This is a genomic window from Nocardia sp. NPDC051929, assembly GCF_044548645.1.
GTDB lineage: Bacteria > Actinomycetota > Actinomycetes > Mycobacteriales > Mycobacteriaceae > Nocardia > Nocardia sichangensis.
In genome coordinates, this window is sequence record NZ_JBIUCG010000026.1 from 94,872 (window position 1) to 117,359 (window position 22,488).

18 protein-coding genes are annotated in these 22,488 nt (G+C 68.0%); 7 read left to right on the top strand and 11 right to left on the bottom strand.

Annotated features, from left to right (window positions below; genetic code table 11):
- Nucleotides 1-1,113: a hypothetical protein gene (locus tag ACIHAX_RS30880; protein WP_397281141.1), complete on the top strand. Its 1,113-nt coding sequence runs from the start codon at nucleotides 1-3 to the stop codon at nucleotides 1,111-1,113.
- A 240-nt stretch (nucleotides 1,114-1,353) separates the two neighbouring features.
- On the opposite strand, the gene ACIHAX_RS30885 is transcribed toward ACIHAX_RS30880, so the two are convergent.
- Nucleotides 1,354-1,578, bottom strand: a complete 225-nt coding sequence (locus ACIHAX_RS30885; protein ID WP_397281143.1) for an integrase core domain-containing protein — start codon at nucleotides 1,576-1,578, stop codon at nucleotides 1,354-1,356.
- Nucleotides 1,579-2,367: 789 nt separating this feature from the next.
- On the opposite strand from ACIHAX_RS30885, the gene ACIHAX_RS30890 reads away from it, so the two are divergent.
- The 4 genes from ACIHAX_RS30890 (at nucleotide 2,368) to ACIHAX_RS30905 (ending at nucleotide 7,161) form a co-directional block, all read left to right on the top strand.
- Entirely contained in the window at nucleotides 2,368-5,490 is a 3,123-nt protein-coding gene (locus ACIHAX_RS30890) for a CHAT domain-containing protein (RefSeq protein ID WP_397281145.1), read from the top strand.
- On the top strand, nucleotides 5,487-6,149 hold the full coding sequence (locus ACIHAX_RS30895) for a hypothetical protein (RefSeq protein WP_397281147.1): 663 nt from the start codon (nucleotides 5,487-5,489) through the stop codon (nucleotides 6,147-6,149). Before ACIHAX_RS30890 ends, ACIHAX_RS30895 begins: the two co-directional genes overlap by 4 nt.
- Before the next feature lie 111 nt (nucleotides 6,150-6,260).
- The gene (locus ACIHAX_RS30900) at nucleotides 6,261-6,620 is read left to right on the top strand and encodes an alpha-hydroxy-acid oxidizing protein (RefSeq protein WP_397281149.1); all 360 of its coding nucleotides are present in this window, start codon (nucleotides 6,261-6,263) and stop codon (nucleotides 6,618-6,620) included.
- A gap of 184 nt (nucleotides 6,621-6,804) precedes the next feature.
- Nucleotides 6,805-7,161 (top strand): hypothetical protein, encoded by a 357-nt coding sequence (locus tag ACIHAX_RS30905; RefSeq protein WP_397281151.1) that lies wholly within the window; start codon nucleotides 6,805-6,807, stop codon nucleotides 7,159-7,161.
- A 46-nt stretch (nucleotides 7,162-7,207) separates the two neighbouring features.
- Here the strand turns inward: ACIHAX_RS30905 and ACIHAX_RS30910 are convergent, their stop codons facing one another.
- The 9 genes from ACIHAX_RS30910 to ACIHAX_RS30950 form a co-directional block, all read right to left on the bottom strand.
- Complete coding sequence (locus ACIHAX_RS30910; RefSeq protein ID WP_397281153.1) at nucleotides 7,208-8,131, bottom strand: alpha/beta hydrolase; 924 nt, start codon at nucleotides 8,129-8,131, stop codon at nucleotides 7,208-7,210.
- A 443-nt stretch (nucleotides 8,132-8,574) separates the two neighbouring features.
- The gene (locus ACIHAX_RS30915) at nucleotides 8,575-8,739 is read right to left on the bottom strand and encodes a hypothetical protein (protein ID WP_397281154.1); all 165 of its coding nucleotides are present in this window, start codon (nucleotides 8,737-8,739) and stop codon (nucleotides 8,575-8,577) included.
- A gap of 146 nt (nucleotides 8,740-8,885) precedes the next feature.
- Complete coding sequence (locus ACIHAX_RS30920; protein WP_397281156.1) at nucleotides 8,886-9,791, bottom strand: alpha/beta hydrolase; 906 nt, start codon at nucleotides 9,789-9,791, stop codon at nucleotides 8,886-8,888.
- Between the two features lie 143 nt (nucleotides 9,792-9,934).
- Nucleotides 9,935-11,437 carry a sugar ABC transporter ATP-binding protein gene (locus tag ACIHAX_RS30925; protein ID WP_397281158.1) on the bottom strand — a complete coding sequence of 501 codons (1,503 nt, stop codon included), beginning with the start codon at nucleotides 11,435-11,437 and terminating at the stop codon, nucleotides 9,935-9,937.
- On the bottom strand, nucleotides 11,434-12,531 hold the full coding sequence (locus tag ACIHAX_RS30930) for a hypothetical protein (RefSeq protein WP_397281160.1): 1,098 nt from the start codon (nucleotides 12,529-12,531) through the stop codon (nucleotides 11,434-11,436). The genes ACIHAX_RS30925 and ACIHAX_RS30930 overlap by 4 nt, the downstream gene beginning before the upstream one ends.
- A complete protein-coding gene (locus ACIHAX_RS30935) occupies nucleotides 12,528-14,681 on the bottom strand; it encodes an ABC transporter permease (RefSeq protein WP_397281162.1) in 2,154 nt (717 codons plus the stop codon). Before ACIHAX_RS30935 ends, ACIHAX_RS30930 begins: the two co-directional genes overlap by 4 nt.
- On the bottom strand, nucleotides 14,681-15,754 hold the full coding sequence (locus ACIHAX_RS30940) for a substrate-binding domain-containing protein (protein ID WP_067810311.1): 1,074 nt from the start codon (nucleotides 15,752-15,754) through the stop codon (nucleotides 14,681-14,683). The genes ACIHAX_RS30935 and ACIHAX_RS30940 overlap by 1 nt, the downstream gene beginning before the upstream one ends.
- 38 nt (nucleotides 15,755-15,792) lie before the next feature.
- A complete protein-coding gene (locus tag ACIHAX_RS30945; RefSeq protein WP_397281164.1) occupies nucleotides 15,793-16,815 on the bottom strand; it encodes an ABC transporter permease in 1,023 nt (340 codons plus the stop codon).
- Between the two features lie 11 nt (nucleotides 16,816-16,826).
- Nucleotides 16,827-17,876 carry a zinc-binding dehydrogenase gene (locus ACIHAX_RS30950; RefSeq protein ID WP_397281166.1) on the bottom strand — a complete coding sequence of 350 codons (1,050 nt, stop codon included), beginning with the start codon at nucleotides 17,874-17,876 and terminating at the stop codon, nucleotides 16,827-16,829.
- A gap of 260 nt (nucleotides 17,877-18,136) precedes the next feature.
- On the opposite strand from ACIHAX_RS30950, the gene ACIHAX_RS30955 reads away from it, so the two are divergent.
- Together ACIHAX_RS30955 and ACIHAX_RS30960 are read left to right on the top strand one after the other, a co-directional pair.
- Entirely contained in the window at nucleotides 18,137-19,195 is a 1,059-nt protein-coding gene (locus ACIHAX_RS30955) for a LuxR C-terminal-related transcriptional regulator (RefSeq protein ID WP_397281168.1), read from the top strand.
- Between the two features lie 107 nt (nucleotides 19,196-19,302).
- A complete protein-coding gene (locus ACIHAX_RS30960; RefSeq protein ID WP_397281170.1) occupies nucleotides 19,303-20,733 on the top strand; it encodes an MmgE/PrpD family protein in 1,431 nt (476 codons plus the stop codon).
- A 123-nt stretch (nucleotides 20,734-20,856) separates the two neighbouring features.
- Here ACIHAX_RS30960 and ACIHAX_RS30965 read toward each other — a convergent pair whose 3' ends face one another.
- Nucleotides 20,857-22,458 carry a sigma-54-dependent Fis family transcriptional regulator gene (locus tag ACIHAX_RS30965; RefSeq protein WP_397281172.1) on the bottom strand — a complete coding sequence of 534 codons (1,602 nt, stop codon included), beginning with the start codon at nucleotides 22,456-22,458 and terminating at the stop codon, nucleotides 20,857-20,859.
- Between the last annotated feature and the right edge of the window lie 30 nt (nucleotides 22,459-22,488).

Here is a 22,488-nt window from a genome sequence, read left to right on the forward strand (position 1 = left end):
ATGAGTGGGCTCATCTCCCCACCGGCTTGGGGGGCCAAGACCAAAGCCACCCTGAATGCCGTGCGGGCCGCGATGACCAGCAACATCAAGCGCGTCTTCACCGAGCACTGGGCTGATGACGAGGTGCGTGACCCACTGCTCGCGCTCGTCGGGCAGAAGTGCTGGTACTGCGAGACCACCATTCAACGCGCGGATGTCACCGTCGATCACTACCGGCCGAAGTCCGAAGTGCTCGGCGAACCAGGCCATGATGGTTACTGGTGGCTTGCCTACACGGTCGACAACTATCGCATCGCGTGCAAGCACTGCAACAGCGGCGGTGCCCGGTTCGACGGCATGCGGGAAGGCCGAGCGAAGGGCAGCCGGTTCCCATTGCTGGCTGGACCGCGCGCCTGGCACCAACACGACGACTTGGGGCTGGAGCAGCCCGTCCTCTTGGACCCAGCCCGCATCGGCGATCCTGACCTGCTCGGATTCGACACGGCCGGCTACGCCCGGCGCAGTCACACGCCTTACTCCGAGGCCGAGGCACAACGCGGGGTGTGTCGCGCCGACGAGACCATAAGGATCCTGGCGCTCAATGCCTCCCAGATCACGGAACAACGCTGCTTCTTGATGAAGGAGATCGAGATACTCGCCCAGATTCCGGGCGCCCTGCCCAGCGTCCAGGCACTGATTGCCGCGAAAACTGCGACTACGGCGCCATGGAGCGCAGCAGCCACCGCTGCCCTATCCCTGCACCGTGCATGCGCCCAGACGAGACACGAGCCTGATCCGTCCATAGCGCAGCGCCCAGCCACCCCGGTCATCGACCTGGGGCATTCGACGGTTGACCTGAGAGACTTACTCAAGTACTTGGACCCCGCCGAATTGGCCGTCGGAATCGGGCTGACCGGCCGTCACAACAACAAGGTGCACTCGGGAGTGCTTAAACCAGACGGTCGCATCAGCGTCTGGAACCGCCCGTGGGGCACTCCGAACTCTGCCGCCCGGGCAGCCACCGGTAGCGACGACATCGACGGCTGGACGTTCTGGCGACTGACGACTGACGGTGTCGAGCAGACGCTCGACGCATTCCGCGCCACACACGTCCCTCCGGGCACAGCGACTTAGCGACTTGGCGGCGCCCGGCCAGCCCGGTGGGACCACGGGCGGGAGCACACGTTTGCGGGGCCCGGGCCATGACCCGTGCGTCGCGGTGACGCTCCGTGCGGACGCTGGTCGCGGCCGGCCTTCCCGGGGCCGAGACCATGAGGGCCAAGGGCCAAGACGCGAACCGTCCTCGTCCCATTCTTCTACCGGCAGGCGGGCGAGGCGTCAAACTGAGGTTCACCCCGAATGCTGGACGGGGGTTCAAGCAGCCTTCGCTGCGATTGTCAGGGACTGGTCATATCGGATAGAGCCGAGTATCCCGAAGGGGGAGCGCCGTCGATGATTGTTGTATCGGTGTCTCCAATTGTCAACCGAGGCAACGAGCTCAGCTCGGGTGGTGTAGGTGTGGCGGTAGTGTTCGTGTTTGAAGGTGAACCAGAACGATTCGGCGGGACTGCTGTCCCAGCAGATGCCCATCACACCCATCGACCGTTGTAGTTGGTGGGGTTTGGCAGGCCTGCACTGTCAACCCGGTCAACTCGCCGCCACGATCGGAGTGCAGGTCGGCCACGACGTGGGCCGGGACACGACGGTAGTGCCCGTCATGGATCGCGCAAAAGAACATGTCACGCTCACCACAGATCAGGTAGGTGACATCGGTCAACCACACCGCGTCGAGAACGGCCCTGGTCGAAGCGGCGGCGTACCAGATCCGGCGGGAATACCGGCGGACCGGCGGTGGCGGTTCCACCACTGCCTAACCGATCAACCACAATCCGCGCTCTCGCCGCGCCGAATCATGGGGCTGCTGTACGGAGTACGGAGAGGTGACATCGTCGTCTCCCTCCCCGTACGCGGGCATTTGAGGAGTGTGTAACGGACACCTCACCCCAACGAGCAGGGCCGACTCTGCACTCCGTACTGTCGGAGCAGCCCGCGCGATCAGCGGCATGAGCCTGTGTCCGATGAACAGTCTCATAGGTTCGGCCTGCTAGTGCTCGGTATCGCCGTAAGGGCTCACGACGTGCTCTTGACGTTTCGGCTATCCTGAAGCGCCACAACGAGATACAGCGTCGGGGCAGCGTTGAAGAATGGGGGGATATGCGGCTGTCGCGTGACATCACCAGGTTGGCGTTTCTGCTGGAGGTGGACGGCACACCACGGGCCTGCCTGGCCGTCGGGCTGTCGGTGATCAGTCCGTTCAGCTCCCACGTGGGAGCAGCAGCGAGCCCGTTCAGCCGCGCGCATTCGTTCGGCCTCCGAATGCTGAAGTCGGTGGACGAGCTGAGTTTCGAACGCCCTCCGAATCCCTGGGGGTGGTACGTCGAGCAGGCCGCCGACGACACCCTGTCGGTCCGCTGCCCAGACAACGAGCCGCTCGTGCCCGCCCTTGACGTCGACCTGCCACCCGGCTGGGAGGAAACAGCCAAGGCCACGCGTGAGGTCATGCTTGTGGTGTCGCACATGCTGTCTGCGACGGATGATCCCTTGAGCGCGCTCGCCGGAGAGATTGGGAATCACTCGGTCTGCGCCGGTCTGATACGGTTCGGGGCGCCCGAGTTCCGAGTGGATAAGGTGACTGTCTGGAATCCGCTGGGCGAGCTGTGGGACTTAACAGCCGACGTCGCCCAACAGATCATCTCGCTGGACGAGGCGAAGCGGCGGGCCCGTGTACTGGCGCAAGACGAATTCTTCTGTGCCGCTTTTGAGGACACGATCGATTCGTACATGCGGGATGAAATCGATCGGCCCGGCATATTCGGCTCCCAATATACTCATTGGCGGCTAGTCACCGAGGTCGCCGATGCCTGTGGAGCTGAAAAAACTTGGCAGATCGCGGCGAAGCGCACTGTTGAGGCCGCGGTCGAGGTAGTAGCGGAGCAGTGCGACCGCGCGGTGTTCAACGACGCCGAGGCGGTGAACACACAGCTGATCGCCCGGCAGAGCAACCCGGTCGACGCGCTGGTAGCGGGTGCCCGGTTGCGGTTGGCGAGCCGGGGACCAACGGAACTTGGTGCCGACGAGTACGCGCACGTTGTGCAAACGACCGGTGTGGCCCGACTCACTGCGGACCTGTATCGCTGGTGGTTCACAAGGGGAGAGTTGTTCCAGAAGGAGATTCCCCGGCTAATCAAGGAAGCTGCAGCGCTGCTGACGCGGGCGCTGGAACTGGATGGGGCTACGCCATTGCTGATGATCACGTTGGCGCAGATCTACATGGACGAGAACGGGGTCAACCAGGACGCAGCGGTGGCCGCGATGTCGCTTGGCGCGACCACCCCTGACCTCGCTCTGTTCCTGTTCAGGGTGGTCGATGGTGCTGGCGAACCGCAAGTGTTCACAACGCCGTTCGAGGAGTTCGTCACCACATGGGGCAGGACGGTCACCATGAAGGTGATCAGCCAAGGCGTCAACCTAGCGCGCGAACGTGCCGATCAACGGCTACTACGCACCGTGCTGGACTGGGCGGACAGACTGGACGTACGGTGGGATGCGGCGCACCGCAGGCAGCTGATCGAGGCACGGGCACACGTGCTACCCGACGATCCCACCTCCTGCCACGAGCCTGCGATGTCCATGCCGGACGCATGGACACCGGCGCAGCGAACGGCGGCGATGTTGCATGCGGCCGCGCACGCCCGTGATCGCAGAGAACCGGCCATGGGCCTTACCCTGCTGCGCCAGGTCAAGGGTGATCGAAGCGACGTGGTCGGGCTGTTGTCGGCCGATTTGTACTACCAGGCCGCGACTGTGGGTGAGCCGCGCACTGACCCAGTCGCGTTCCCCTGGGGTTACTACACGTACGCGGCCCTGGGCTACGCGTCCCTTGGCTTCACGGAGCTCGCACAGTCGAGTCTGGTGCCGGTCGCCCAGCACGTCGGCAACCTGCGCGGCGACGAGCTGCGCGGTGCGTTGGCTGCGATCATCGTCGACCTGCCAAACTTCGACGGCAGCAGCGCATTCGGGCTCGGCGAGATTCTGCGAGACATCGCGCACACGGCGGTATGGCAGATAGTCGTGGAATACGAAACGGTGCCGTGGGGACTCATGCTTGGGCTGCACCAGGCGGCGAAGGGACCGGAACTGGGCTCGTGGTGGCGGATCGACGGACCGGTCGCCCTACCAATGTCCATCCAGCACTTCATCGCACGACTGCAGGACCTCGGACAGTGGGCCGTCGGATCGGACGCGAACCTGCTGGACGAGGCCGACGATCGACCGCACGGCCGAGACGACAGCGAGATCGCCCGGAACCTGCGGCGGACCGTCTCGTCGCTCATCGACGCGGAACTGAGTCGCCGCTCGACGCCGTTGGTCGACGATCAGTATCTTTGGGCGAAAGCTCCCACGCTGCTCGATGATCGGACTGTGTTGCTTACCTGGTTCCTACCCAGGTTCGTGAACGGTGCTGTTGTCCTATTCGCCGTAACCAGACAGGGCCGCTGGCTTTTGGTCACCCTCGGTGAGGGGAAAGGTGCGACCAGGCACCCGGTGGCGGACCTGGTCGAGTCGATCCGGGACGAGGTCCAGCGCGACCCGCTGTTCGCCGACGTGACCCCTGAGGGTGTCCGACTGCTGGAGCTGGGCGGGAACCTGACCGGCGATCACTGGTCGGAGTGGCGTGCACAGGGAAAGGATCGGCTGCTGGTCTGGCCGCACGGCGCCGTGCATTACCTACCGATAGCGTTGTGCCACAACGCTGGTCGCCTGATCGCCGACGACTGGACGGTCACGACGATCGCTGGACTCGAGTCCCTGGTCTCGGTCGACGGGCGCGCGAGGCAGTACGGGACGACCGTGCTGGCCTCCGCCGCCGGGGGCGTTCCCTTTGGCATGCACAACGAACCCGCGCTGGAGGAGCACGCTCGAATGGTAGCCGATGCGATAGGCGCTGAGGCGGTCACAGGCGCAGGAGCGACGCGCGCCAGGCTACTGGCCGCACTGTCCACTTCCGACGTCGTCCATATAGCCGTGCACGGGACGATGGACCAGGACGCGCCTTGGCTGCAATGCCTCTACCTCACTCCGGACAACGACGATGACGGCCGGGTTTTCGCGTACGACTTCCTCGGCGTCGACCTGCGTGGCGTCCGCCTGGTCACGCTCGCCGCATGCGAATCGGCGCTCGGTCGGTTCGACCATGGCGATAACGTCCGCGGTATTCCGTCCGCGCTGATCACCGCGGGCGCTCAGGCGGTCGTCGGCTGTCTGTGGCCGGTGCGCCCAGCGCCTGTCGCGTACTTCTACCACCACATGCACCGGCGGATCGCGGAGGGCGCTGATCCGGTAGCGGCGTTTCGCGAGGCGCAGCTCACAACTCGGATTCAGCACCCTCAATACCGTGACTGGGGAGCATTCACGTACCTGCACGGTCGGAACAAAGGAGTCACAGCGTGACCGAGGTCATGATGCACGACATCGAGCTCGAGCCGGAGCCGATGCTCGGCCGCCAGATCGACAATGGGCCGCTGCGCGGCAGGTTCACGTTCGGCTGGGACGTGCTGGGCGCCGACCACGAGACCGTGCGAGCGGACTGGCTTGCCTACGCCAAGGCGGCGCCTAACCGCGAGTTCCGCCAGCTGGTGATGGTGTGCTCGTTCCGCCCGGAGACGCCGGAGAGTAAGGGCGTCTTCCGGCACGCTTCGCTGGGTGTCAAACTGTCCACCATCCCAGGCCGCACCGCGAACCCATTGGCGCGGCTGATCGACCCCGGCGAACGCACGCGCCCCATTCCGGGTCCTGGTACGGGAATGAGTTTCACTGTCAAGGCGGTAGTGCTGGACGTGGGCGTACAGAAACCACCTAGCGCCGCCGCGGCGAACGAGGAGTGGATCGTTCGCGGACACGGTGCGTCGCAGCCGAACCCGCAGTGGGAGTTCCGCCCGGTCAAGCGGTTCCCACTGGTCGGCGATCACCCCGTAGCCGCGCTCATTGAACTGGTGCCGGATGCGGTTAACGCCGCGGAGGTGCTGGTGGCGGCCGAGTTGGAGCACCGCAGTTGGGGCGTTCGTCGTTATCGAGCGAAGCTCGGCTCTCCGCACGCCATCCTGCTATGAGTTGTTCCCGTTCAAGCGGCCAGATCATCGCGCTTGCGCGCACATGAAGCGGGGGTTACGTCGTGCTCGGCGGCTACGACGTGGTTCTTCGACACGGAATGTGCAACCTGAATGCCCACACCACGACCGCCCCGTGGTCGAGTGCCACTTCTGCTCGACAGTGAAAACCGTATAGGATCCGACGTTTCAAAGCCGTCGTCCCTCGGCACCGACGCAGTCACTATCGGCCCACCCCGCGTCTACGGGCTCGCGCTCAGCGATTGGCGCAGCGCTCGCGGCGCCGCAGAAAACATCGTCGCCGAACTCGACCCCACCGTCGACCTCCCACACCTCGGTACTCGACCTCACTCCCGACGCGCTACACCAGATCTGACATCACCAGCCGATTGTCCAGTCGCGTTGGAAAGGTCGCTGAAATCGGCTAGCCATTTCAGGATGCTCATACCGACTTGGTGGAAGCGATGTGGTTGAAGACCGATCTGGGACATCCGTCCGCGCCGGGCCCGGGGTCCCGGGTCCGCGGACCGGCGGGTAGCGGTATTACCACTGCCTAACCGATCAATCACGATCCCCGCTCTCGCCGCGCCGAATCATGGGGCTGCTGTAGGGAGAGGTGACATTGCGCCCTCCCTCCCCGTATGCGGGCATTTGAGGAGTGCGTAACCGACATCTCACTCCGATCAGCACCGACTACTACAGCCGGGTCGAGCAGGGCCGCCGACTCGCGTCCATATCGTTGCTGTCCACCTTGGCCGAGGTCCAGCGGCTCGACGACGACCAGCGGGCCTACCTGTTCGAACTGGCGCGCGAATACCAGTGCGAACCTGACCGCGACCGAACCGCGGAGCCGAAAACACGCTGGCAACGGCTCTTGGACCAGCTGGCCGAATCACCAGCGCTCGTCCTCGGCCCCTTCGCCGACATCGTCGCCTCCGCCGAACCGGGATCTCCCGCAGCAGCGGCCCTCCGCGTTCTTTCTGCGGACCTTCCCGGCCACCGGCTGCCGCACTGACCAAGGCGTGGACGACCACGACACACGATCGCTCACGCACGCGGTCCTACAGATGTTCGGCGTAGAAGGCCTGCAGCTTCTCCAGCGCCTGGTCGACGTATTCCTTCTTGTCGTACAGGTCGTAGTGGCTCGCGCCCAGCACGACGAAGAGGTTCTTCTTCTCCGAGCGGGCACGGTCGTAGAGTTCGAAGCCGTCGCGATAGGAACCGAACCCACCGGGCACATCGCCGACGATAATCTGCAGCGGCTGAGTCAGCAGCACCTCGGCCAGATGGAAGGCGTCGAAACCCAGCGCCGCCGACAGACCGGAGAACCGCAGTTTGTTCGGCGAGTTCGGATTCTGGCCGCGCGGCGTGGTGTAGTACTCCACCGCGTTCACGACGTCGACGTCGGTGAGCCCCGCCTGCTCACGAGCCTCCACCGAGGGCGGAATGTAGGTGGTGATCACCGGGTCACCACCACGCGCCTCCGCGGTCCGCTGCTTACCGATCGCCTCCAGTGTCGCGACCGCCGCGTTCGGCGACATGTCACCCTCACGCATGATCCGGCCGTAGTTCGCGGCCACCACGGTACCCAGCGCCTTGATCCGGTGCTCGGTCATCGTCGCGTTGGCCGCGTAGGCCCCACCCCCGCAGACACCGAGCGCACCGATCCGCTCCTCATCGACGTAGTCGAGCGTGACGAGATAGTCCACCGCACACCGGAAATCCTCGACGCGAGCGGCCGGGTCCTCCAGGTAGCGGGGTTCACCACCGCTCTCACCCTGATACGACGCGTCGAATGCCAAGGTCACGTACCCCATCTCGGCGAGGCGTTCACCGTAGACGCTGCCCGCGGTCTGTTCCTTGTAACTGCTGATCGGATGACCACATACGATCGCCGGATACTTCTTCGACGAGTCGAACCCCGGCGGGAACCGCAGATCAGCGGCCACATCGATGTCCTTGTTCTTGAAACGCACAGATTCCACCTCGAAAGCTCCTCGTCTTGTCGGCGCCACGCGTACAACTCGTGCACACTCGATCGTCGCGCCGATGCCAAGAGACAGCCAGGGACAAACTCGACCCAGGAACCGTCGCGTAGGCGCAGAGCAACCCCGACGCCCAACAGGCATGATCACGTACGGCGAAGCGGCCGTCCCGCCCGGAGCAAAACCGGCGGTAAACGCAGGTAAGAAGGCAGAAAGCAGGTCAGACCCGGTCTCCGACCGCACCTGACCTACTACTCTGTGGAGCTACCGGACCCCTGACCCGCTCAGGAGTTCAAACACTTATGATCACCGCCCGGCCCGTCTACAGCCTGTAGTCCGCTTCGACTCCCAACTGACCACGCGAAGACCGCAGGTCGTCCCCGTTCCCGTCTTCGATGTGCCCCGCCCGGGAGCCTGGCGGGAACCGAGCAGGTCAGCACCTATCACGCCCGGACCGTGGTGGCGGCGCTCGCCTTCGCCGGTCTGCCGGCTGTCGTGCCGACCACCGCCGGCCCGCAGCCTGCGCGGCTGCCGGGGACCCTGCACACCGGACCCGACTCGACCCTCTGGGTGATCACCACGACGTTGCTGACCACAGTCGTGGACACGCCGGCCTCCCTGCGTTTCGACCGGCATCTCGTGCTCCGAACGGCGACCGCCGGGCCGTCGGCAGACCAGCGGTGCTGCCGCCCCGGACAAGGCCGCGGGCCCGGCACCGCGTCAGCGATGCCGGGCCCGCGAATCGTGGCTGCGGTCAGAGCTTTTCGGTGAAGAACGGTGTCAGCGCGGCGACCGCCTGGTCGACGTATTCGGGCTTGTCGTAGAGGCCCACGTGGCCGGCGCCATCGACGAGGACCAGCGCGGTGGTCTCCGGCAGTCGCTTGTGCAGGTTCTCGGCCTGCCACAGCGACCCCGCCGCGGTGCCCGCGACCAGCAGGACCGGCCGGTCGAGGAGTTCCTCGGCGCGGTCGAAGGCGTCGAAGGCGAAGATGCGGGGCACGCTGGCGGTGAACAGCATCCGGTTGTCGGAGTTGGGGTGCTGACAGCGTGGCGTGCGGTAGTAGTCGTGCGCCTCGACCAGGTCGGCGGGAGTGGTCTCGTCCACGGTCTCGGGGACGTAGTTGATCTCGGCGACCTTCCCACCGGCGGCCTCGGCGGCCCGCTGCGCGGCCACCGCGTCCAGGGTGGCGATCTGGGTCTCGACCGGCGCGCAGCCGTCCCAGCCGTTGCGGAAGGTCGCGCCGATGTCGACCGGGCTGACGGCGCCGACAGCCTTGATCCGGCGGTCGGTCATGGTCGCGTTGATCGCGTACCCGCCGCCCGCGCACACACCGAACGCGCCGATCCGGTCCGCGTCCACGTAGTGCAGGGTGGACAAGTAGTCGACGGCGGCACGAATGTCGGCCACGCGGGCCGACGGGTCCTCCAGGTGCCGGGGCAGCCCGCCGCTCTCGCCCTGGTGCGAGGCATCGAAGGCCAGGGTGACGAAGCCCTGGGCCGCGAGTTCCTCCGCGTACAGTCCCGCCGTCTGCTCTTTGACACCGCCGCCAGGGTGCACGGCGACGATGGCCGGGTAGGTGCCGTCCTCGGAGAACTCCGCGGGCAGATACAGGGTGCCCGCCAGGGTGACGGTGGCGTTGCGGAACTCGATGTCCTCCATGTGCTGTCCTCTGCTCGCTCGTGTCGTCTCGATGACTCCACTCTGCGACCCGGTGACCGGTACCGACAGGACGAGCCTCTTCCTGGGAAGGATCCTTCCCCCGTTCGCCGCCGCACGGGCGGGCACGGCGGCGAACAGGCCGGTCAGTGCACCGCGGCGAACATCAGCCTGGTGTCGTCGGCCTCGTCGGGGTCGAACTCGGCGACGATGCTGCCCTGTTTGGCGACCAGGATGCGGTCGGACAGCGCCCGGATCTCGGGCAGGTAGGAGGAGATGACCACCACCGCGACGCCGTCGTCGGCCAGCGCGCGGATCATGGCGTGGATCTCGGTGATGGTGCCGAGGTCGACGCCGCGGGTGGGTTCGTCGATGATGGCCACCAGCGGGGTACGGGTCAGGCTCTTGGCCAGTACCACCTTCTGCTGGTTGCCTCCGCTGAGTTCCTCGAGCTTCGCCCGCTCCGGTTGCAGCGTGCGCACGTGGAATCGTTCGACGAAACTGCGCGCCACCGACTTGCGCTCCCCCGGCCGCACCAGCAGCGGCAGGCGCGCCGCGCTGCACAGGTGGCCGAAATAGATGTTGTCGGCGATGGAGAAGTGCCCGAAGAAGCCGGAGGCCTTGCGGTCCTCGGTGACGTAGACGATCCCGGCGCGGCGGGCGTGGCGCGGGGTGCGGAACCGCACCGGGTGCCCGGCCAGCCGGACGGTCCCGCCGCGCAGCCGCCGCCGTTTGGCCACCCCGCCGACGATCATCGCCGTCTCGCTGCGTCCCGCGCCGACGAGACCGTAGATGCCGACGATCTCACCCGGATGCGCGGAGAAGGACATGTTGCGGACGGCGGGCAGCAGGGTGAGGTCGTCGACTTCGAGCACCGGCGCCGGGCCGGGTTCGCGCCCTGGCGGCACGCGCTGGTATTCGACGCTGCGCCCCACCATCATCCGCACCACCTCGGTGCGGTCGAAAGCGGGTTTGTCCAGGGTGCCCTGGACCTGTCCGTCGCGCAGGACGGTGATGCGATCGGCTTCCTCGAAGGCTTCGTCGAGCATGTGGGTGATGAAGACGACGCCGATGCCGTGGCGCTTGAGCCTGCGCATCGAGAGGAACAGTTGGAGCCGTTCCTCGGGGGTGACCGAGGCCGTCGGCTCATCGAGGATGACCAGGGTGGCGTTGCGGTGCACCGCGCGGGCGATCTCGACCATCTGCTTCTGCGCGATACCCAGCGCGCCCGCGGTCATCTCCGGCCGGATGTGGAAGTTGTGGGATTCCAGTAGCTCGCGCGCCACCACATTGAGCTGGGAGAGGTTGTTGAACGGCTTCTCGTCACCGAGGAACAGGTTCTGCGCCACCGTCATGGACTCCACCAGGGAGCCCTCCTGGTAGACCATGGCAACGCCGGCCTGGGCGGACTCCTTGGGTGTGGCGAAGCGGCGTTCCCGGCCGCCGACGGTGAGGGTGCCCGCGTCGTGGCCGATCGCGCCCGAGATCACCTTCACGAGGGTGGACTTGCCCGCGCCGTTCTCGCCGAGCAGCGCGTGGATCTCGCCGGGTCGCACGTCGAAGTCGACGTCGCGCAAGGCGTAGGTGCCGCTGTAGTGCTTGCTGACACCGGCCAGCCGGATGACCGGCTCGATGGTCTTCCCGGTCACGGCAGACTCCTCTCGTTCCGCGGCCCGGCGCACAGGAGGTTGCCGAAGCCGTTGGCCGCCAGAATGATTCCGTGCGGTCCCGCCGCGACACCGGTGATGCCGTGGCGGTCACCGTCGGCACGCGAGTGCAGGCTCTCGGTGATCCGGCCGCGGGCGTCGAGACGGAAGGCCAGGCCGTAGGATCGGGCCGGCGCCCAGGGTTTCACCACCCCCAGGACGCGCAGCTGCCCCAGTTGCAGCGTGTCGGTGTAGGGGTTGGCGCAGCGCAGGCGTGGCACGAACCATTCGTCGGGGCGGATGGTCGCCCGCATCTCGGCGAGCAGCTCGGGTTCGTCGAGCAGCAGTTCGGTGAAACGGTTGCGGGCATAGGGCGCCGCGACCCACCAGCCGTCGCCCGCGGCGCGAATGCGCCCGGGGTAGACCGGCAACCTGCTGCCGACCGGTGCGCCGGGCCGGTTCAGGGCGTCGATGCGCCTCCGTTCGATGCGGTGCTCGAAGCCCAAGGAGATCAGAACCTCCGTGTCCGAGACGATCTCGATGCCGCTGGGGTGAGCGAGGCCGTCGGCGGCGATTTCGGCGTGCGCGAGATCCACGCGCACGATCCGGCCGGATCGGTCGCCTGCGACCAGGGCCTGCGCCCAGTCCCGGTGCGCGGGTTCCACCGAGCCGATCGTCGCCAGCAGCGCGCCGTCGGGCAGCCGGGTCAGATCGGTGACACCGGTGGCCACCAGCGGGTCGGTGCACAGGTCGTGGGCGGTGCCGCGGCGGTCGATCCGGACCAGGCCGACGCCTTCGACCGCGACGATCAGATCGTCACCGGTGTCGAGGAGGCTGCCCGCGCGACCACCGACGACGGCGTGCGGCGCGGCCGTACCGCCGTCGAGGGTGAAAACTGTGTTCCCACTGGAGAAGACGATTTGCCCACCGGGGCGCACGAGCACGTCGTCGGGTGCGTGATCCCCCGCGGGCAACAGCAGCTCGGCATCGTCGAGCCGCCGGTTCGGACGCAATCCGGCCTCGAAAGGGGGCACGCTGCGGTGCCGGGCCCAGCCGGGGTTGATCCATTCCTTCAGGGTGGTCAAAGCACGATTCATCGGTCCGCCTCCGCCATCGGGCGGCCGGGCACGATCAGGCCGGGGACCTGCGCCGGATCGATGGAGCCGACCTCGCCCGGGTCCAGGGTGAGCCGGCCGATGCGGTTGTTGCTGACGCCGCACAGATAGAGCTGCCCGGCGCGTTCCTTCACCGAAGTCACCATCGGGTGCGCCGCCAGCGTGGAATCCCAGAGCACTTGCAGGATCTCGCCCCGGTCACTGAACTTCATCACGCACGAGACATTGAGCTGCGGCACCACCCAGCTGTCGAGAGGCACTTCCTTGGTCATCCGCCTGCGCACCGCCGGGTAGCGGTTGAGCAGGTCCGACATCGGCGTGCGCAGCGAGACGAAGGGCAGCCAGTAGTTGCCGTCGGAGGACCGGTTGAGGTTGTCGGGATTGCCCGGCAGGTTCTCCAGGACCGGTTCCAGCTGTCCCTGTTTCGGGCCTGCGATCCACAGCCGGTCCACCCGGCACAAGCCGGTGGAGGCGATGAGGATCGACTGCCCGTCGTGCGCGGTGCAGACGCCGTTGGGGAACACGCTGTTGGACACCACGACCTCGGCGCTGCCGTCGGGGTCGATCCGCACCACGCGGCCGTTGGGTCGCGATTCGACCAGTTCCACCAGGTATTCGGCGGCATTGGTGCGAGTGGAGAAGTCCGAGACGTAGATCGAGCCGTCCGGGGCGACGTCGAGGTCGTCGACCGCGCGCAACCCGGAGTCGTCGATCAGGGAGAACCGGCTGCGTGGCACCTTGGTGGCGACCGGTTCGGCTTCCCCGTCCGCGTCCAATCGGTAGACGCCCATACCGCCGACCGCGACCAGCAGCCGCCCGTCCCGGTCCCAGGCATGACCGAGCGGGAAACCGCCGGTGCGGGCGAAGATCTCGCCCTCGTCGGGGGCGTCGGCATGGAAACGCCAGACCCAGCCGCGGCGGTCACCGCAGTAGATTTCGCCCTCGGGTCCGACGGCGCAGTCCTCGGCGCCCTCGATCCGGCCGAGACCGATCGGGGTGGCGTCGGTCATCTTGTCGTTGATCGTCCAGACGGTGCCGGGCACGGTCACGTCGACGAGTTCGCCGAGGGCGATCCGGCCCGGGTCGATCTTCAGCTTCTCGGCGGTGCGCTGCCGGTACTTGCCCCACTGCTGATCGAGGACCGCGAAGACCAGCAGCGCCAGCGCGAGAACCACGGTGTACCAAGAACCTTCGAGGTGCATGACGACCGTGGCCTGCTGGATGATCTGTACGACCACGATGCCGACCGTCGCCCGCAGCACCGAACCGCGACCGCCCGCGAGGCTTACCCCGCCGAGTACGACGGCGGTCAGTGCCATCAGCTCCCACCCTTGTCCGACATCGGGGTCGGTGCGCCCGACCCGGGCCGAGGTGAGCAGGGCGGCCAGCCCGGCAAGCGCGCCGGACAGCACGTAGACGAAGAAGGTGACCCGGTCGACCGGGATGCCGTTGCGGCGCGCCGATCGCCGGTCGCTGCCGACCGCGGCCACCCACCAGCCCCACCGCGACCGGGTGAGGCCGACGTGCGCCGCCAGCAGCACGCACCCGAAGAAGACCCAGGCCGTGGGAATCAGCGCGATCGAGCCCTCGCCCAGGAAGTCCCAGACGATATCGGGTCTCGGCATGCTCAGCTGGAAGCTGTAGGCGCTTTGCAGCGCCGCGGCCGCGCCACCGAAGGCCACCAGGGTGACCAGGGTGGTGATGAAGGGCCGCATCTTCCGGTAGGCGATGAAGTATCCGTTGACCGCGCCCAGCAGCGCGCCGCACACGACGGCGGCGGGAGCGACGACAACCATCGGCCACTCCCATGCCCGCGCGGCCACCATGGCCCCGATCGCGGTGAATCCGACGATCGATCCGACCGATAGGTCGATGCCGCCCGCGACCAGCACGACGGTCAGGCCGATCGCGAGCAAGCCCTTCTCGGAGATTTCGTCCATGATGGTCGGCGCGTCCGCGAGGCCGACCGGTGTGCTCAGCACGACCAGCACGCTCAGTCCCACGGCGAGGCCCAGCGGCACCGCGCCTTCCATCCAGCGCTTCTCGAACAGGTCCGACAGCGTGCGAGCAGGTGCGAAGCGGTCGCGCCAGGAGCCGCCGGTCTGCCCGAACGCGTCGATGCCGCGTGCCATCACTGCCCCTTGTAGCAGGCGATGGTGGTGGCGTCGACGTTCCCGCGATCCACCACCGTGTGCGGAACGAAGGCCACGGTGTGCGTGCTGCCCGCGGGCGCGCCGGTCTGTACCAGCTGCTGGGCGGCCACCACCGCCGCGGTGCCGACACCCTGGACGTCGTAGGAGGCCGAGGCGGTCACCTTGCCCTGGCGCAGCGCGTCACACCACAGGGTGTCGGCGGCCATGGTGTAGACCCCGAGCGAGTCGGCCGGGATCACCCCGCGCGCGACCGCGCTCTGCACCGCGTCACCTACCGCGATGGAGTTCAGGTCGTAGGTGACCAGGAAGCCGCAGACATTCGTCTTCTGCTGCTGGATGATCGATTCGGCGGCCTGCTGGGCGAGGGAGTTCTGCCACTGGCTGTGCGCGGTGGTCACCACCTCGAACCCGGCCGGGTCGGCGATGTTGTGCACGCCTTTGGACCACAGCAGCGAGGCGGCGTCGTTGCCGGGACCGTCGATGATCGCCAGTCGTTTGGGAGCGCCGCGCTTCTCGCAGTCCGAGACCGCCCGGCTGGTGATGTCCTCGGCGGCGGCGATGTTGTCCACGCCGATGTAGGCGTCGCCGAGCCGGCTCGAGATCATGTTGACCACGACCGTGTAGATGCCGGCCTTCTGGGCGTCGGCGATCTGCTTGGTGAGGACGCCGACGTCGGGGTTGTGCAGGATCAGCACGTCGGCGGCCTTGCGGTCGATGATGTCGCTGATGATGCGGGTCATCTTGTCGGTGTCGAAATTGGGGTCGTAGACCTGGAATTCGGCGCCGAGGTTGCCGAAGGCGCGCTCCATGGAGGCGCCCCAGTTCATCGTCAGGTTGTAACCCTTGTAGAGGATGGGCACGAAGGCGACCTTCTTGCCCCGCATGGACTCGTGCACCTTGGTGCTCGCGTCGAAGAGCTGAACGGTCTCGCCGAAGGTCTGGCCCGCGCCGCCCGCGGCGGGACTGTTCGCCGATCGGGCACCGGTGGAACAGCCGGCAAGGGCGATCGCCGAGGCCGAGGCGAGAGCGAGGGCGAGCATCTTGTTCTTCATCGTCGAAGACTCCTGAGAGAGAGGTGATTCGGGGATGGCTAGAGTTCGCCGCTCTTGGCGGTTTCCTCGTCGCGGGGGTGCAGCCAGGCGTCCAGGGCGACGGCCACGATGAGCACACCGCCACGGATGAGGTCCTGGACCGCGGTGGTGAGTCCGTGCAGGACGAGCAGGTTGTCGAGCACGGCGATGAACACCGAACCCGCGAGCACGCCGAGGATCGAGCCGCGGCCGCCCGCCAGGGAGATACCGCCGATGACGGTCGCGGTGAGCGCGGTGAACAACAGTGGGTCGAACGAGGTGACGGTGGTCTGCACGCTGCCCTGGATGGAGACCGTCAGGTACCCCGCCAGCAACGCCAGCAGCGCGGAGATCATGTAGGTGCCGACTTGCAGCGGCCGCACCGGGGCGCCGGTGGCGCGGGCGGTGGCGAAATTGTCACCCATGGCCCGGATGAGCCGTCCGGCCGAGGTATAGGTGACGAACAGCCAGGCCGCGAGGAACACCAGCGCCGCAAGGACGACGGGCCGCGGGACGCCGAACACCGCGCCGTTGCTCAGTTCGGCGATCCGGGATCCGGCGGGCAGCGCGTAGAAGTTGCTGTCGAGCAGGAAGACGTCGACCCCGCCGATCACCAGGAGCCCGGTGGCCAGCGTGACGAACAGCGCGGGCACTTCCACATAGGCGACCAGCACGCCGTTGATCAGGCCGGTGACGAGCGCGATCACCGCCGCGATCGCGATGGCCTGCGGTTCGGGCATGCCGCCGGATATCAGGGCGAGGGTGGCCTGCGCGCAGCCCAGTGCCACACCGGCGATGGACAGATCGATGCCCTTGCCCAGGATGACGATCGCCGCGCCGACGGCGAGGATGCCGAAGGCCGCCGACAGCCGCAGCAGGCTGGCGAAGTTGCCCGCGGTGAGGAACCCCGGGGTGGTCGCCGCGCCCGCCGCGCACAGCAGCACGGTGATGCCGAGGACGAAGTAGGCCTGTTCGGAGCGGCCGAGCCGGGCACGCAGTCCCGGGCGCGGCGCCGCGACAGTCCGGTCGGTGGTTGTCGTCATGGTCTCGGTCCTCAGAACTCGATGACGGCTTTGCCCGCCGCCTGCTGGTCGAAATCCGCATAGGCGCGCACGGCGTCGCCGAGCGTCCAGCGGTCGGTGAACAGCCGATCCAGGTCGATGCCGTGATCGGCGACGAACCGGGCACAGTCGGCCTGGCCGGTGAGCGAGAAGGTGTAGGAGCCGAGGACGGTGAGCTGTTTGCGGATGATGTCCGGGCTGACCTCGACGGTCACCTCCCCGCCCTCACCGACGAAGGCGACCCGCCCCCACTGCCCCGCCGCGCGAGCCGCCGCGGCGCGGGCGACGGCGGCGCCGGAGCAGTCGAGGGCGGCGCTCACGCCGAGCCCGGCGGTCAGCTCCCGGATGACCGCCACCGGGTCGTCCGCGCTCGAATCGATGGTGTGGGCGGCGCCGAACTCACGGGCCCGGGCGACCCGGTCGGCCTGCACGTCGACGGCGATCACCCGCGCGCCCATCGCGGCACCCAGCTGCACCGCCGACAGGCCGACCGGTCCGAGACCGAACACCGCCAGGGTGTCGCAGGCGTCGACGCGCAGCCGTCGCAGCGCGCCGAAGGCGGTGCCGGTACCGCACGAAATCGCCGCGCCGGCAGTGAAACTCAGTTCGTCGGGCAGCGGGACCAGGGTGCGGACGGGCACCCTGAGAAAGTCGGCGTGGCCGCCGTGGGCGGTGGCGCCGAAGATGACCGCGCCACGCCTGCACATCTGGGTCCAGCCGGACCGGCAGTTGTCGCAGGCGCCGCAGCCGTCGTAGTGATGGATCATGACCCGGTCGCCGAGCCGCACGGTGCGGGGATCGACGTTCACCCCCAGTGCCACCACCACGCCGCACGGCTCGTGTCCGCCGATGATGCCGCCGTCGTCGCCGGACAGGCCGAAGGCGGCCAACGCCTGCCCGGCGGGCGCCCGGTAGAACCGCAGATCGCTGCCACACATCCCCGAGGCCTTCATCTGCACCACCGCGTCGTCGGGTCCGGGTGTGGGGTCCGCGAATTCGGCGATCTCGAGGTTGCGATCCCCGTTGAACACAACTCCCCGCATGCCAGCTTCTCTCCTCCAGTCGGGACGGGCAGCAGCAGACTGCGTCGCTCCGTCGATCGGTCGAGGCAATATAAAATATGCAGTGTGGTGAATCACAAGAGGCGGGGGCGGAAGTAGACCGAACGGAGTACCCACTCCGACCTGGGCATGAAGCCCCGGCCGAGCAGGTGGGCCAATTGGAGCGATTCACAACACAGGTAGCGAATATTGAATATTCTGTATCAGCGGAGTAGAGGAACGGGAGCTGCGCGGTGATCGAGATGACGACTGCGAGCCGCGACCGGGCGGGCGGGGCGGATCTCGCCGCGCGCCTGGCCGCGCTGACGGCCGCCGCCGCCGAGTTGCTGGACCGGCCCATCGACGCCCCCGACGCCCCTTCCCCCGAAGCGGCCCGTCACCTGCTCGCCCGACTCTGGGACGACACCCTCGCCCTCGTGACCGAGGCACCCCCCGGCACCGACATCGCCCCCGCGGCCGCCCTGCTGACACGCATCCGCGAGGCCGAGGCCGAGCTCGCCGCGTTGCGCGGCGCCGACAGCGCCCACCACCTGCGGTTGGCCGCGAGAGCCGTGGCGGCGCTGCGTGGCGCTCGCGGCACCGACGAACTCCTGGCGCGCGCGGCGGAGGCGGTGGGCACCATGGGCTTCGACCGCGCCCTGGTCTCGACGACCGAGGGCACGACCTGGCATCTGCACACCATGTTCGTGGCTCGCGATCCGCACTGGGCCGACGAGATACTCGCCGCAGGACGCGAATCCCGTCCCACGCTGGACGGACACTTGGTCGAGACGGACATCGTCAGCAAGGCCGAGCCCGGGCTCGTCTTCGATGTCCAGCACAATCCACGAGTCGTGCGGCCGCTGGTGGAGTTCACCCGGTGCAGCTCCTACGGCGTCGCCCCGATCGTGGTCGGGGACAGCGTGGCCGGGCTCGTGCACGGCGACTACTACTTCCAGCGACGCGAAGTGGACGCCACCGCGCGGGCCATGCTGGCGGTGTTCGCCGAAGGGCTGGGTCACGCCTTGGCCGGGGCGGCCTTACTCGACGGTCTCACCGCCGTACGCTCGGGACTGGACCGGCTCACCCGCGCCCATACACCCCCGAACTCCGCCACCACCCGGCTGCCCGCACTCTCCGATCGGGAAGCCGAGGTGATGGACCTGCTCGCCGCGGGCCGGGCCAACCGGCAGATCGCCCGCGATCTGTCCATCACCGAGGCGACGGTCAAGACCCACATCACCCATATCCTGCGCAAACTCGGTGTCGCCAACCGGGCCGAGGCGGTGGCTCGCTGGCTGCGCGCGACATCCCTGCCATGACGGCCCGAGCGCGCGAGGCGTCCGACCTTGTCATCGATAATATATAATGCGAAAACCTCCCGGCCCTGTTCGCGGCCGGTGGCCCGTGAGTGCGAGAGGAATCCCCCATGCCCGAAACGATTGCCGAGCAGCTGGCCCGCTTCACCACCGGCGCCGACTACGACACCCTGCCGCCCGAGGCGGTCCAGGAGTCCAAGCGGCTGCTGCTGGACGCGATGGGCTGCGCGCTGGGCGCGGTCGACGAACCCAAGGGCCGCATCGGCATCGAGTACGGCAGGCTCACCGGCGGCACCGCGGGCGACGCCACCATCATCGGCACCGCCGACCGCGTCTCGATCTTCGGCGCCTCCTTCGCCAACGGTGAGCTGATCAACGCCCTCGACTTCGACGCCGTCCTGCCACCGGGGCACGTCTCCCCTTACGTGCTGCCCACCACGATGGCCATGGGCGAGAGCCGCGCCAGCTCGGGCCGCGAGGTGCTGGCAGCGGTCGCGCTGTCGCACGAGATGTCCTATCGCTTCTACAAGGCGATGGATTACTTGCGCGATGTGCAGAACGATTCGATGGACCTGTCCCCCGTGATCGGCTACAGCGTCACCGTTTTCGGCGGCGCGGCCGCGGCGGGCAAGCTGGCCGGGCAGTCCACCGAGACCCTCGCCAACACCCTGGGCATCGCGGCGGCGATCGCGCCGGTGAACTCCATGCGTCCGTGGATCGAGCACGCCCCGAGCGCCACCATCAAGTATCTGCTCGCGGGCACCCTGACCCAGGCCTCGCTCACCGCGGTGCACATGGCCGGCCTCGGCCATCGCGGTGACCTGCGGATTCTCGACGACGCCGAGGTCGGCTTCCGCCGCTTCATCGGCACCCGCCGCTGGGAACCGGACAACATCACCGACGGACTCGGCACCGAATGGCGCTTCCTGGCCGAGCAGTCCTACAAGCCCTACCCGCACTGCCGCATCCTGCACGCCCCGCTGCACGCGCTCACCGAGATCATCGAGACCAACGATCTGAAGCCGGAGGAGATCGATGCGATCCGCTGCTGGGGGGAGGCGGCGGTCATGCACCCGCTGTGGCAGAGCCGGATCGTGGAGAAGCCGCACGACGCGCAGTTCGACATCGCCCACGGCCTGGCCGTCGGCGCGCACCATGTCGTGCCGGGAAAAGCCTGGCACGCACCCGAACTCGTGTTCAGCGAGTCCGTGCTCGGGTTGATGGACAAGGTCACCTTCGCCCCGCATCCGGACTACTTCGCCGAGTTGTCGGCGCATCCCTCGGCACGGCCGACCAAGGTCGAGGTCGACGCGCGCGGCACGACGTTCACCGCCGAGCGCCGCTTCCCCAAGGGCAGCCCGTCCCCGGACCCGACCACCCGGATGACCGATGACGAACTGATCGCCAAATTCCGGGTCAACGCCCAGGGCGTGCTCTCGGAGTCGCGGATGGACGAGGTGGTGGAGTCGGTGTTCGCGCTCGACTCCGTCGACGACTTCGGCGCGGTCATGCGACTGCTGGCGCCGGATACCGCCCGCTGAGACACTGCCAGCCGACCCGGGCCCGCTCGCCACGAGCGCGAGCGGGCCCGATGGCGTCTCACGGCCACGACACCGTGCGCCCGCGGTTTTCCCGGCCGGGATTCCCGCCGGCCGGGACCCACCTCACGCGATGCGCAGCGCCCGCATGCGGTTGTACAAGGTCGACCGGCTCACCCCGAGTGCCCGCGCGGCCTGCAGTTTGTTGCCACCCGCGGCCTCGATGGCCGCGACGATGATCTCCCGCTCGGCTTCCAGGAACGGCGAGCCGGGGACCTGAGCCGCCCGGTGCGACGCGGGCAGATCGGTGGGGATGATGTCCCCGGCCGAGCGCGCCGCCGCGGCGGCCTCGACCACCCGGCGCAGCTCGGTGAAATTGCCCCGCCACGGTTGCCCGGCCAGGATCCGCAGGGTATCGGAGGTGAAGCGGGTCCGGTTGTGGCCGGTGACTTCGGCGAGCATGCGCTGGGTCAGCTGCGGGATCTCGTGCCTGCGCCGGCGGAGGGGCAGCAGGTCGACCCGGTCGGTGCACAAGGCGGACAGCGCGGCGTGCACCTCGTCGAGGTGGTCGCCGGGTGTGGTGGTCAGCGCGACCTGACGCGGCGTCCGGCGCAGGGCACGAGCCAGCAACGCGGTGAGCGGCGCGGACAGCAGCTCGATGCTCTCGACCACCACCGGTGGTCCCGGAATGTCCAGCGCGGCACCGAGTTCCGTCGCCCAGGCCTGCTCGCCGACGAGGACGATCTCGGTCGCGTCCAGCACCGTCGCGGCGGGGCCCGCCACGCCGAGCGCCTCCGTGGTGCGCCCGGTGCCGGATTCGCCCACCACCAGCAGGGGCCAGCGCGCGACCCGTTTCGCGACGCCGCGACGCGCGCGGCGTTCGTCGCAGATGTCGACCAGCACTCCCTGGGTGTCCTCGATGGGAGCGCACGTCAGCACGACCTCCCGGCCCGAGGCCAGGGTGAGCCGGTGGGACTCCTCGGCGCCGGGACGAAGACTCTCCGCGCAGGCCCGCACCGCGGCGTGGTCGGCCGGTGTCAGCAGATCCAGCGCCGAGGGGGTCGCCAGTACCAGCCCCTCACCGACCACCACCACCGAACGGCCGCGGCGGCCCGCGGCCGCCCGGAAGGCGCTCATCAACCGGCTCTGTACCCGAGGCGAGTCCTGCTGCAGGCGGTCCTCGATGTCGCGGACGATGCGGCGGGCCAAAGGCGCCGACAGGCGGTGATCCTCGTCGAACTCGCCACCGATGCCGAGGACGCCTTCGAGCCGGCGGGTCACCGGATGGACGATGGGGTGCCCGTAACAGGTGAAGGCGCGGAAGGCCGACAGAAAATGTTCCTCGCCGCGCACCAGCAGACTGCGCCGCGTCTCGAGCGGGGTGCCCATGGCATTGGTGCCGATCCGGTCCTCGCTCAGCCGCACCCCGGGCACGATGCCCACCGCTTCGATGGAGCGGCTCACGGCGCGCAGCGCGCCGTCGACCTCGAGGATGCAGGCAGCGTGATCGGCCAGCACCAAGGCGACCCGGCTGCCCTCGATCTCGCCCAGTGTGCGGCCGAGCACCGGCCGCGCCGCCCGGAGCAGACCGCTGTCGGTCGCGACCGGCCCGGGCGTCAGACGTGGAGTCGCGTCGCGCCGTAATCCGTTGAGCCGGGACCGGCGCCAGGACGACGCGATGTCCGGATGGACCCGTTCCTCGGAGGCCTGAGGCGAAACTGTGTGCACGCGATACCACCCTGTCTCGACGCCGAGACG